This window comes from Bacteroidia bacterium (assembly GCA_023228875.1).
Taxonomy (GTDB): domain Bacteria; phylum Bacteroidota; class Bacteroidia; order NS11-12g; family UBA955; genus JALOAG01.
In genome coordinates this window covers 1-13,718 of the sequence record JALOAG010000005.1, presented here as the reverse complement: position 1 = coordinate 13,718, position 13,718 = coordinate 1, and the positions used below count along the sequence as shown (strand labels likewise).

The 13,718-nt window shown below is 39.0% G+C and carries 10 protein-coding genes; 7 read left to right on the top strand and 3 right to left on the bottom strand.

Annotated elements, in window-relative coordinates:
* Window positions 1-13: 13 nt before the first annotated feature.
* From M0R38_06710 to M0R38_06700, 3 genes are read right to left on the bottom strand one after another with little or no spacing between them, the layout of a single operon-like run.
* Window positions 14-1,444 carry a T9SS type A sorting domain-containing protein gene (locus M0R38_06710; protein MCK9481433.1) on the bottom strand — a complete coding sequence of 477 codons (1,431 nt, stop codon included), beginning with the start codon at window positions 1,442-1,444 and terminating at the stop codon, window positions 14-16.
* A complete protein-coding gene (locus M0R38_06705; protein MCK9481432.1) occupies window positions 1,405-1,902 on the bottom strand; it encodes a BspA family leucine-rich repeat surface protein in 498 nt (165 codons plus the stop codon). Before M0R38_06705 ends, M0R38_06710 begins: the two co-directional genes overlap by 40 nt.
* 33 nt (window positions 1,903-1,935) lie before the next feature.
* Complete coding sequence (locus M0R38_06700) at window positions 1,936-2,490, bottom strand: BspA family leucine-rich repeat surface protein (protein MCK9481431.1); 555 nt, start codon at window positions 2,488-2,490, stop codon at window positions 1,936-1,938.
* Window positions 2,491-2,817: 327 nt separating this feature from the next.
* Here M0R38_06700 and M0R38_06695 point away from each other — a divergent pair, with 327 nt between their 5' ends.
* The 7 genes from M0R38_06695 to M0R38_06665 form a co-directional block, all read left to right on the top strand.
* Window positions 2,818-10,236 carry a PKD domain-containing protein gene (locus tag M0R38_06695; GenBank protein ID MCK9481430.1) on the top strand — a complete coding sequence of 2,473 codons (7,419 nt, stop codon included), beginning with the start codon at window positions 2,818-2,820 and terminating at the stop codon, window positions 10,234-10,236.
* Window positions 10,237-10,367: 131 nt separating this feature from the next.
* Window positions 10,368-10,910, top strand: coding sequence for a hypothetical protein (locus tag M0R38_06690; protein MCK9481429.1), 543 nt, complete (start codon window positions 10,368-10,370; stop codon window positions 10,908-10,910).
* Between the two features lie 124 nt (window positions 10,911-11,034).
* Complete coding sequence (locus tag M0R38_06685) at window positions 11,035-11,655, top strand: hypothetical protein (protein ID MCK9481428.1); 621 nt, start codon at window positions 11,035-11,037, stop codon at window positions 11,653-11,655.
* 22 nt (window positions 11,656-11,677) lie between these two features.
* Window positions 11,678-12,286 (top strand): hypothetical protein, encoded by a 609-nt coding sequence (locus M0R38_06680; GenBank protein ID MCK9481427.1) that lies wholly within the window; start codon window positions 11,678-11,680, stop codon window positions 12,284-12,286.
* Window positions 12,287-12,308: 22 nt separating this feature from the next.
* The gene (locus M0R38_06675; GenBank protein ID MCK9481426.1) at window positions 12,309-12,764 is read left to right on the top strand and encodes a hypothetical protein; all 456 of its coding nucleotides are present in this window, start codon (window positions 12,309-12,311) and stop codon (window positions 12,762-12,764) included.
* A gap of 285 nt (window positions 12,765-13,049) precedes the next feature.
* Window positions 13,050-13,301, top strand: a complete 252-nt coding sequence (locus M0R38_06670) for a hypothetical protein (protein ID MCK9481425.1) — start codon at window positions 13,050-13,052, stop codon at window positions 13,299-13,301.
* Window positions 13,298-13,718 (top strand): hypothetical protein (locus tag M0R38_06665; protein MCK9481424.1); only part of this gene is annotated, 421 nt, incomplete at its 3' end. The genes M0R38_06670 and M0R38_06665, both read left to right, overlap by 4 nt.

Sequence of the window (13,718 nt, the reverse complement as noted above, 5' to 3'; positions counted from 1 at the left end):
GTCGTGCCCCTCTCTACTCTTTCACTATCTTCTCTACCCTATCTTGGATTTTGATTAAATACAATCCATTGGCTAAGTGGCGCATGTCGATATTTGTATTGCCGGAATGCAATATGCCTTGCATGAGCAACCTACCTTGAAGGTCGGTGATACAATAAGGGGTTACAACGGTGCCGGCTACGGTAATAACGCCTGTGTTTGGATTCGGCTGTACGCTGAATGTCTGTGTTTGGCTGTCTGTGAATGTTACAAAGCGGATTGCACTCAGGCTGCTTGTTCCGTCCTTATCCACCTGACGCAAGCGGTAATAGCTGGTGAGTGACGGATGAATGTCTTCCGTTTGGTAGCTTGTCAAGGAATAGCTGTTCCCTGCTCCGCCTACTACTCCGATGTCTTCCCACACCGACCCTTCCTCACTGCGCATCACAACAAAATGGCTGTTGTTCATCTCTTGGGCTGTTTGCCATGTCAAATGTACACTGCGTGTGCTATAATCTGGATTGGCTTCAAAGTTGAGCAACTCTACAGGCAAGGGTATGGGACCTCCGCCTATGGCAAATGGCGAAAAACCACCTGTATAACCTGTATGGGTCAAGGTATTGCCCAAAGACGAGCTACTGCCTATTGCTATACCCCTAGCCGAGCCATCATAGTGGTTGAGGGTAGGTGTGGGCAAACTACCACTCACTTCGCCTACATTCCAATAAAACTTAAAGTTTATTCCACTGCCTCCATTCGCACTTGACTTGCCTATATCCCATGTACGTTTCACGTGAGAAGGTATCAAAACACCCCCGGTAAGACCTCCTTCATAAGCCTCATCCAATACTCTGACAGTAAAATCATCTCCACTGCCCGTATTGTTCGTTATCTCTAAGGGATTATAACTCGATTTTCCTACTGCAAACATTACCGTGGAACTATTAGCAACCGTCATCTTAAGCACGCCCGCTCCCGTGGTTTGAACATAGTTATCGCTGTTTGCATTTGCAAATGAAGTAGCGGTTAAATTAAATCCGCCTAACACCACCTTCTTTTTGGAGGTATTGCTAAAAGTCAGTTTACCAATCGTACGATTTTGATCTAACACCAGGTCTCTTTGTGCTGTATCTGAGATCTTTAGATAATTGCCTGATGATGGTAGTGTGCTTAAGTACCAATTAGATGAAGTTGCCCAATCAGAGTTTGTTTTACCTATCCACTCACATGGGCAATTGGCATCATCTACTCCGCCATCAGTGATTGTCCAACTTTTTGTACCCATTAAGGTGCTTCTACCCGGAACAGCGGCTGAGCTGTATTTGAGACCGGACGCTCCCAAACTTATACTGCTTGGAGTGTTTGCTCCGGCTGCCCATCCTGCCAGCGTTTGTCCGTAGTGGTAGCAATCCATACCGCAGGAAGTTAGCATACCGGAAGGCTTGTTACACTCTTCAAATCCCAACTCCCTATATCCTGATTAAATGAACTTGCTTCATTGAACATATTATTCATGTTCGTAACTTTGGAAACATCCCAATTCCCTATATCCTGGTTAAATGCGCGAGCTCTGTGAAACATATTTATCATATTGGATACGCTGCTAACATTCCAACTCCCAATATTCTGATTAAAAGCATTTGCATATTGAAACATATAACTCATATTGGTTACACTGCCAACATTCCAACTCCCTATATTCTGATTGAATGCATTTGCATTATTAAACATGTCTTGCATATTAGTTACTTTGGATACATTCCAACTTCCAATATTCTGATTAAAAGTATTTGCGCCAAGAAACATTGCATTCATATCTGTTACCTTAGAAACATTCCAACTGCCTATATTTTGATTAAAAGAACTTGCTCCAGAAAACATAGAACGCATATTGGTTACACCAGCAACATTCCAACCTCCTATATTCTGATTAAATGAACTGGCATTTGCAAATGTTTAGCTCATATTGGCTACTGAAGATACATGCCAATTCCAATTTGCTCCGGAACCAGTGAAAGAGGTACATGACCTAAACATTGAAAACAAACTGGTTACCGAACTCAAAATTGGTGTATCAGATGCCGTAACATCTAAATTAGAACATCCATAAAAAGCACCGCTAAAACTACTCCATGCTATATCGCCCCACTGGGTGATTCTCTTGATTTTAGCTGTGTCACCAGTATTGTTGAAATATATTCTTGGAAAAGTCCCTTTGATTTCTATTCTGTAGTCTTTGTTCGAAGTGAGTCCACCAATTGTCGTACTGCCCGATTGCCCTGTTACAGTTCCATTATTACTCGGGTTTCCTATTTCTTCCCAATACACATCATAAGAATATCCACTGCCTGTAGTTGGTATGGTGATAGAGGTTGTTGTACCTGTGTTCCATTCGGTGATAAATGGTCTTTGTGCTAACGCAATTGTGAAGTTTAATGACAGTAACAGCAAAACTCCAAATCTCATACGTATTGTTTGAAAAAATTGAAGTTTTTCTAATTCATTTCTCATTCTAGTTTGTTTTGTGGGCACAAAAGTAATAAAACAACATATTTAACCTTTCTAAATTTTACAAACGATCTCAATATATTTACTAAATAATATGCAAACACACACTTACGAGTCCACTTTTCTTTTACTATAAAGACATTCACCTCTCTCTACTCTTTCACAATCTTCTCTACTCACTTTATTACGCATAATAAAAAACATATTTTACGCAGCTCTTCCTTGCAAACGAATAACACATTCCTATCTGATAGTTTTTGTGAATGAAATCTTGATAAACCCAATGATAGTATCCTTAAAATTAGGTTAATTTTGCCTTTCTTTTTCTCCATGAGACTCTTCACGACCATATTGCATTTTATTTTCTTTTTTCTCCTCATTTGTTTTACCTACAACTCGATGGGACAATGCGTTGCAGACTTTAGTTCCGCTTCAACGATTTGCAATAAAGACACCTCATATTTTACTTTTACCGGCAATGGCAAGCATTTTCAATGGAATTTTAACAATCCTGCATCCGGTGCTAAAAACATTGACACGCTAAGCAATCCAAAACATTTTTTCACCTCACCCGGTATTTACAAAGTGCAATTGATTGTTTCAGACTCTGCCTGTGCAGATACAATCATCAAGCAAGTGATAGTGCTGCAAAATCCTCAAATTTCATTTTCTTTTATAAACAACTGTAAAAATCTCCTTTCAACTTTTACTTCCACGTTTGATTTAGATTCCTTAGATACAATAAAGCAAATTTATTGGTACGCTGACAACGCGCTGATTGACTCCGGCACAACCCTTTCCTATTCATTTAACGACACAGGCACAACCATTATCAATGCTACAGTAACAACAATCAACGGATGCAGAGACAGTGCAATCAAGAGTATCTCCATTTTTCCTTTGCCTGAAATCACGTCTGACAAGGCAACAACCTGTATAGAACAAGACATACAATACAGCCTGCAATCGGGAAGCGTGCCCGGCATTGTGTTTAAATGGAATTTTGGAGATGGCTCTTCCAGCAGTCAATCCGCACCGACTTATCAATACGCAACACAAGGTTTGTATCCGGTTTCACTTTTGATTACATACCCTGATAGTAGTACTTGTTACACAACAATGGACAGTATTAAAATTTCAGGTAAACCCAATACCAATTTTAGGTTACTAAGCGACAGTGTACAATGTTTTACCAACAATCAATTCTGTTTTGAATTTGACGGACGTGAAAAGAATTTAAGTTACCGTACGTTCATTTTTGGAGATGGTACTCAAAACAACACCTTTTCTCTGTCAGACACAAGCATTTGCTATACATACAGCGACACAGCAGGGGGAATTTACACCGTATCTTATCAGGCAATTGATTCGAACGGATGCGAAAATTCAAGCACCTTAGACAGTTTGATTACAATACATCCGATTGTTCGCGCTAATTTTATTGCAGACAGGTTCGAAGGCTGCTTTGCAACCCCGGTCAATTTCACTAATAAAAGTAACTATACGCCACCATCAATCACAAAATTCAAATGGGATTTTGGAGATGGAAATTTAGATTCAACACAATGGAATGTAGCGCACACATACACGTTCAACGGAACATTTTCAGTTACACTTGGAATCGAAAGCGACTTAGGGTGTCATGCGGATACAACATTTGTGAACTTAGTCAACAATATCAACTTTGACATTGATGCGAAGTTGGACAGCCTCTCTAGTTATTGCCGAAGCGACAACCGCTTATACTACTCACAAACTCCAATACTTGGAGGTGACATACGATGGTATTGGACTGATGGAGACACATCTTATACATGGAACACAAGTAAACATTACTATAATCCGGGAACATATTACCCAAGGGTGAGAGTAAATGTAGGAGGCTGCATTAAGGACACTGTTTATGACACCGTAACCATTGTGGGTCCAAGAGCCATAGGTAACAATATCATTAACCGTTATCAATGTCAAATAAAAGACACCGTATATTTCACCAATGCCAGCCTATATGATTTCAACCAAAGCAGAATGACATTTTGGGATTTTGGAGATATCTACGCACCTGCCTGCACAACGAACTTAGCATTGGGTATTAATGTAGGGATGAATTGCAGATACAGTACAGACAGTATTTTGACCCAACATTTCTACTCTCCGGGCAAAGAACAATGCTACTTTGCAAAACTCGTAGTACAAGACACTGTGTTAGGTTGTGCAGACTCGACCTATATTTCTCTGCCATTAATGCCACCTAAAGCAGATATTGACTTAACTGCACTACCTCCAAGAGCAGGTATGACATTGAATAAAGTACGCACTTGCTTAAGTTATGGGGATGACAAATCGAATGCCGTAGTACTGAATCTTTCTCAAACCCAACCAAGCTGCGGCAGACAACGCTGGTGGGTGATGTGGGACTCACTGAATGCAGCCCAATCCGGCAGTTTTAATTCTTTTTGGGAGTCTTATGCAGATTCGCATTTTTACACTTTTGCAAATAGACCCGCAGACTCAAACGGATTTATTACAATAGGATTAATAATTGAAAACGGAAGGGATTCAAGCAACAATGTATGTAGAGACACTGCTTGGTATCATCATTTTATTCAGTTTGAAATGTTCGATCCTGAGTTTGTTTCAGACTACGACTCTACATTGCAATATTGTGCCGGTTCAACTTTCACTTTCCGTTTCAAAGACACCTTGCAACAAGCTATAGACAAAGTGGAGTGGTATTGGGGAGATGGGCAACACGACACCCTTGTTGGAAATAACACAACCTTGCCTATTCAACATCAATTTAAAACATCCGGCATTTATGATATTACAGCAGTCGTACACACCGATTCCGGTTGCTCTACTTCGTTCTCAAAGAGAATTAAAGTGGGTTTTTATACCTTTTTTGAAATTGGCGATGTCATAACAGGGAACAAAGTTTGTACGAACCTTCCCACACCACTGCTCCCTCAGGTATCGTATTTTAATAATCCAACAATGTATTGGAACGATTCAAACCGTATAAAAGCAGGTAAGGAGAAAATATTTTGGGATATGGGAGATGGAGCAGGATTCAGAGATTTAGGCTTACCTCCTTTTTCTTTTCAATACACAAAAGGAGGTGTTTACAATGTTGCGATTGCCGTTGAAGACAGCGTTGGTTGTAAAGACACATTTTCAATGAATAATGCTGTCAGGGTAAAATATATTCAAGCAGCTATTGAAACTGACTTTGACTCATTTGTATGCGCTCAATCTATTCAATTTAAGTCATTGGTTTCACGCTTTGACAGCACCAGCTCCTTTCCTCAAGACACATCAGGTAACATTACTTACAAATGGGATTTTGGCAATACTTTGCCAACAAACTTACTCCCCAACCCACTCATGCTCATGAAAGAAGGCAGCTATCCGGTTACATTGGTTGCAACAAATGACTTGGGTTGCGCAGATACTGCCTTTAAGAGCATTACAGTACTGGGACCAAAAGCGCATTACAATTTCACTTTTGACTCAATAGGGTGCCAACCATTATATGTGGAATTTACAAACAACAGCACGGGTGCAACGAATTATATTTGGCGATACAAGGACAGTAGCGGCAATGTGTTTAACACAAGCTCAGCAGCGAATGTTAGTTTTACATATAATCAATTTGGGCAATATTTCCCTACGCTCACCGCACAAGGGACTTATGTGAGAAATGGTGTAACCATTACATGCTCTAACACTTTTCCGGATTCAATTCCGGCTCCTTTCAGACAAATTACAGTACTTGAAACACCTAAGGTTAATTTCAAACACGTTACAAATTGTTTTACCAGTAACACTCAATTCACAAACACAACTTACATAGGCACATCTACCATATCTTCTGTATTGTGGGATTTTGGTGATGGATACACTTCCGGGGACAACGATCCGCTCCATCATTACAATGACACAGGGCGATATGTAGTTACACTGACTATCCATACCTTAAATGGTTGTTCGGACAGCATCAAACGTATGATTGTAATTTCACCGACTCCGGTACCTGATTTTACATTTACAAATGAATGTGCCGGAGTTCCTATTGTTTTTAAAGATTCTTCAAAAGCATTTAATGATGTGATTGTAAAATGGGACTGGAATTTTGGCGATAGCACTTATGGCAATTTTGATATAGAAAATAAAAAATTCAACAAAGGCGGTTCGTATAATGTGAAATTAATTATCACAAACTTAGCCGGCTGTTCAGACTCGGTTTCTAAAACTGTTATTGTTCATCACAAACCCTCTGTACAGTACAATGTAGGACATCGGTGCTCACGCCAAGATTTGCTTATTTCTAATCTAAGTTCTGTCCCCGACACCGGTTTAAGCTATGCATGGAACCTTGCAGGAGTAGCCACTTCCACTGACTTTGAACCGTTGCATAGTTTTGCGTTGCAGGGCACATTCAATATAAAATTAAAAGCCACCAGCGATTTTGGCTGTACTGACTCAATAACAAAAGGCATAGTAATTAACCCTACGCCTGTCCCAAATTTTACTCCAAACAACGCCACTCAATGTTTTAACGAACAACTCTTTGCATTTACAAATACCACCTCAATCCAATCCGGCACTTTTGCTTCACAATGGAAATTTGGTGATGGAAATTCCAGCGCGTTAACCTCACCTACCCATACTTATGCAGATACCGGCACCTATCCAATTACACTCATCACAACCTCTGCGTTTGGGTGTGCTGACACAACCACACAGAGCATCAAGGTACAATCTAATCCATTCGCACTGTTTTCCATTGATGATAATCAACAATGTTATCTTGGAAATAAATTTACATTCATTGACAACACCTTTGGTACACAAGCCAGAACATGGTTGATAAAAGGAAATAACTTTACCGACAGTGTACTTCAATACAGCTTTGCTGATACAGGGGTGCATACCGTTCGCATGATTGCTCAATCTTCCAACTCATGCACAGACACCATTTATAAAACAGTTGAGGTGTTACCCATGCCTATTGCAAAGATTGGGGTAAACATTCCTGCTCAATGTGTAAACAATCAAAACTTTGCTTTTACTGATTTAACAACATTAGCAAAATATCCAACTTGGACAAGCGATTGGGAGTTCGGAAACGGCAAAACCAGCAGCTCAAAAACACCAACTACTACTTTTGATTCAGCCGGTTTTTACACCACAACACTCCGTGTAATGTCAAGTCTAGGCTGTGCAGATACCGTTACATATACAATCGAAGTATATCCAAAACCCGTTCCTGCATTTACAGTCAATGATGATGAACAATGTCAAATAAACAACTTATTTATTTTTTCGAACCACTCCTCTGTCGGCAAAGGTATTCTTACATACAAATGGAACTTTGGTGATGGACAAAACAGTATTGTGGCAAACCCCAATAACACATATACAATCTCGGGTAAACCAAAGGTGCAATTAATTGCTACTTCCTCCTTAGGTTGTGTTGATTCTATATCGAAAGTTGTTACAGTAAGAGCCAAACCAACTGCCTCTATTGCAGTAAACAATGACAAACAGTGTATCAATCCGAATCTGTTCAAATTTACCTGCAATGGGACAAGCAATGAAGGCACTTTTGTTTCATTCGAATGGAATATACCCACACAAGCTGTGAACAGTTTGCAATCAATTGATTCATTTGACTATTCATTTGCGACACATGGCACATTCCCTATTTTTCTCTACGCAACAACAAATTACGGCTGTGCTGATTCTGTTCAACGTCCGGTTGTAGTTCATCCAAAGCCAAAAGCAAGTTTTGCAATTAACGATTCAGTACAATGTATAAACAACCAATTGTTTTCATTTACAAACCTAAGCACCATCCCTTATGGAACACTGAATTACCAGTGGACATTCGGTGATGGTAAAGGTACAGTTGTTACTCATCCTACTCACACATATACCATTGCCGACACATTCCAAATCAGGTTGTTGGCAATTTCTGAGCACGCATGCAAAGACACTATCGAAGTGCCTGTCATAGTACACCCAAAACCCTTTGTAGATTTTAATATCAATGACTCCGGGCAGTGCTTAACTGGCAATCTTTATGAATTACAAAATATCAGCACCATTCCTTATGGCTATCTTACTCATTATTGGGACTTAGGCAATGGCGAGTATGCAATAAGCAAAGACACACAAATCAGTTATGCGGCTTATGGAACGTATAAGATTTTACTAAGGTCAACCTCAAACTTTGGTTGTATTGATACTGCTTCGCACACAGTCAAAGTATATCCTAAACCCGCCCCTGATTTTTCAATCAACACAGAGAAACAATGTCTCAACGAAAACCAATATAAGTTTACAACCCTATCAAACATTGCTTACGGAACTCTTACATATTCCTGGGATTTTGGGGATGGAGCAACCGACAACAACGATTCCGCATACCATCGATATACTGCAATTGGAAGTTATGATGTAAAAATGATAACTACTTCTAACTTCGGATGTGTGGATTCGAGCATTAAACCTATTCGCATCTGGGCAAATCCAACCAGCGTTTTTGCAGCAAACAACCCTGCTCAATGTATCAATACACAGAATTTTAGATTTATAAACCAATCTATAATCAGTGAAGGTAACATCATTGCACAACAGTGGAATTTTGGCAATGGAAATTTTGACACAAGCAAAAACACTGCTCAACATTATGGAAGCAGTGGTAAATACCGCATAAGTCTATTATCATACTCTGACAGCGGTTGCTTGGATTCAACCATCAACTTCGTGGACATCTATCCCAAACCTAAAGCCAACTTTGACATTAATGACACATCACAATGCTTATACACAAACCTATTTGTTTTTACAGACCAATCAACCGACACGTTGAACCTGATTAGCTATCGTTGGCTCATTGGTAATGACAGTACAGCAACCTCAAAAAACACAGCCTACAAATTCAATACAATCGGTTACCACACCATAGAACATCAAATCATATCAGAATTGGGATGTGGGGACACTGCGATTAGAACAATTTATGTCAAACCAATGCCTGATCCCGGTTTTGAAAAACTTGCTTTATATTATTGTAATAACAAAGACTCCGTCAGTTTCATTCCCACAACACCCGGAGGAACTTTCTATGGCAAAAACATCATCAACAACTTATACATGCCTCAAATACTCTGGCGCGACACAGTGGAATACAAAGTCGTGGTGGACGGGTGTTTAGACTCGAGTTCACAAATCACACAGGTTTACCCTGCCCCATCAGTATTCTTGGGTTCTGATACTATGCTTTGCAAATATGAAATGTTAGAGTTTGATGTAAGTTTTTGGAACAGCACTTATGAGTGGCAGGATAAAAAAAAGGAGGCGAAGTACCTTGTAAAACGTCCCGGTATATACAAGGTTACAGTAACAAACTTCTGTGGTTCCGCAACCGATTCAGTATATATTGAATATAGCGAGAACAATTGCCGGCTCTATTTGCCAACCGCATTCAGTCCCAATAAGGATGGGCTTAATGATTATTACAAGCCTATTACCTATGATGTTGAAAACTATCACATCCAAATCTTTAACCGATGGGGGCAGATTGTATATGACGGCACACAAAATGACCCCGGATGGGACGGAACCTATATGGGAATGCCTTGTGAATTGGGAATTTATCTGGTGCAGGTTTCCTACTCCTATAAGTTCAAAGACAAACACCGCAACCTGACAGAAAGTGCTCCGCTGTATTTGCTGAAATAACAGGAAGTTTTTGCTTATATTTTGGGGACAATATTACTATATTTGGTGTTTTTATGTGTTATTCTTTCGAATATATACAATAGAAAGCCAATTTATATTTTATTGTGCACTCACAAACAACTACTATAATCATGAAAAACAAAATGTATTTAATGCTCGGGATTATCTCCTTCAGCATTGCTCTCCACTCCTGTAAAAAAGTTGAGGACAAAATTGACAATTTTAAAGAACCTTCCGAGAAAGAATGGACCATCAAGGACAACACATTTACACAGGACACCTGTTTTGTTTACGACTCGAATGGCGACACAACTGTTACATTGATTAAAGCAGAAAATCAAGACAAAAAATCCACAATCCTTATCAATTTAGGGAAAACAAGACCAACGACCGACCGTACGTATAAGGTAATTCTGAACGAAGCTAAGTTTGGTCAGGTAGGATACAAAGATACCCTCAAAGGAGACGAAGCTAAAATTTTATTTTTTGATGGAGATTATGTAGCATTGGCAAAAGGAGGGGCAACACTTTCTGTCAAAGTCGTGAACGGCAAATTATCTTTAACACTCAATAAATCAAAGGCATTTTACGGATTGTTATCTGACATTGACAAAGACCCAGATTTGAGCAAGTATCAGTTGGTTAATATTGCATTCAAGTTAGAGGAAAACTGATAGGGACTCTCCCTACAGATTCTTTATACTTTATGATAAAGTGTAGTCTCTTGCGTATTTGGTAAAAAAACTTATTTTATCGGATTTTATTTTATCTTTGTCTTACTCAAAACTTAAAACAAATATGAAAAACCATGTCAAAACCTTACTCTTATTAAGCATCGTATCCTTGCTATGCTTTAGTTCTTGCAAGAAAGAGAAAAAAGGGACGACAAATATATTTAAACAAAAACGCCCCACCGAACTTCCACCCATTACTACCGAAGGCAAAAACACCTTTGGGTGCTATGTGGACGGAGAACTGCTTGTACCCTTCCCACGAAAAGCTATTAAAGATAATTTTTTCGCATTTTACTATGGAGTAAAGTGGGAGGATTTGAATGGAACACTTGAAATAGGAGGCACTATGAAGGGAGAAAATAGTTCTGAATTAAAGCATGTTAGACTATATCTATATAAACGTATTTTTGATGAAGGAGAACATGTTTTGTATATAGATTCTTCTGATGGATACCCTAGTAGTGATTTTTTTAGCAGTAATAATTTAAGAACTTTTATTAAAGACCAATCAGGCAATACAACTTTTGACTCTTGGGGTGTCCCTAATCCAGACTGTGGTCGTATGAATATTTTGAGACTCGACACAGTAGCCAGAATAGTTTCCGGCACGTTTTATTTTGATGCTATAAACAAAGAAGGCGACACCGTCAAAGTAACAGACGGAAGATTTGATTTTACTTATTAATTAACCTATAAATTTCATTACAATGAAAACAATTAAAACCCTATTCTTATTAAGCATCGCATCCTTGCTATGCTTTAGCTCTTGCAAGAAAGAGAAAAAATGGACGACAAATATATTTAAACAAAAACGCCCCACCGAACTTCCACCCATTACTACCGAAGGTAAAAACACCTTTGGGTGCTATGTGGACGGAGAACTGCTTGTACCCTTCCCAAGAAAAGCCATTAAGGATAATTTCGGAGCGTTTTATTATGGAGTAAAATGGGAGGATACAAATGGAACTCTTCAAGTAGGAGGTACTATGGAAGATGAGATTGGTAGCGGGTTTAAATCTGTTGGCTTATATGTTTATAAACGCGTTTTTGATGTAGGAGAATATATATTATACACTGACCCTTATTTACTTGGCAATTTCTTCGATATGAATCGAGTCGGCTTATCGATTATAAATCAATCAGGTGAAACAGTTTGTGATTCATGGAGAGTCCCTAATCCAGACTGTGGTCGTATGAATATTTTGAGGCTTGATACAGTAGCCAGAATAGTTTCCGGCACATTTTATTTTGATGCTATAAACAAAGAAGGAGACACCGTCAAAGTAACAGATGGAAGATTTGATTTTACTTATTAATTAACCTATAAATTTCATTACAATGAAAACGATTAAAACCCTACTCTTATTAAGCATTGTAGCGATATTTACGATACATTCCTGCAAGAAAGATTCATTTGAGGGAGAATACAAACTTACCTTTAACGTAACCGATATAATAAGCAAAAAGCCTATTAAAGGAGCGAGTGTGGGAGTAATGGAAATAAGTAAAAACGACTTCTATGGATGGGGAGCCAGAACCGTTGGAGTTGGATATACAGATAGCAAGGGAGAGTATTCCATTTCATTTCATGTAAGCGAAGAATACAGATACGAATTTTTAGTCAATGCTCCACGTTATTTTGAATCGATGCCCGAAGACTTGGATATATCAGTCAAAGGCAAGAGCACGGTAGATGCCATGCTTACTCCTTATGGCTATCTCAATCTCCATATCGTTGGGAATAAAGGCGGATTGTCAATGGGGGGGGGTATCATATACAGGAGGGGGGGGTAATCTTGGCGACTTTCGTACAGGATGCGACACCATCAAAATATTTACTATTAGACCAACACATGCCTGCGAAATCCATTACAGCGTACTTCAATATTATGATGCCAATGGAGAGCCCGTAAAAACTAGATATTCTGACACCCTGCCCCCCCCACAGCCTTTTGATACCATATACCACAAAATAGAATTTTAAACACCCCAGCCTTCTCGCAAAGACGTGGTAGGAGACATGATGTGAGAGCTTATAAAATATACTGATATGAATATAATCAACAAAACATTAATTTTATGAAAAGCCTCAAACTCATTACAACAACTGTAGTACTCGCTTTTGCGGTCAACGCAAATGCTCAGGAACTTGACAGTAATGCCAATCTCAAAAACGTTTTAGATTGGTTCTATGCTCCATTGGACACATCTTCTTACATAACCTCCGGATTGTTTATGGACAAAGTGGGTATGGATTACTTTCTCCTTAAAAAACTTGTTTTATCCGATTTTACTTTATCTTTGTCTTACATAAAACACAGGTTACAATGAAACACACAATTTCTATTTATCTCATTTTTAGCATCTTAATGATCCTTTTAACGGAGTGTAAGAAAATAGGACCTTACGATGGCGAATATGAAATTAGCGGTAAGGTGTTGGATGAACTCACGGGCAAGCCTATACCACACGCCTTGGTTGGCGTATTAGAAACAAGTAGAGAAGATTTCTCCGGCTGGGGAGCAAAGACAATAATAAGTGGCTATACTGATGAAAACGGTTCGTTTAGCTACCGCTTTAAGGCTGATGAAAATAAGAACTACTATGAACTTGTAGCCAAGGAAAACCAGAAGTATTTTGAAAAATCCAGCTTCCCGCGTATTACCTTTAACAGCAAAGGCAAAAGCACGATGAATGTTACTCTTATGCCTTATGGATATTTGACTTTACATATTAAAGGGAATAAGG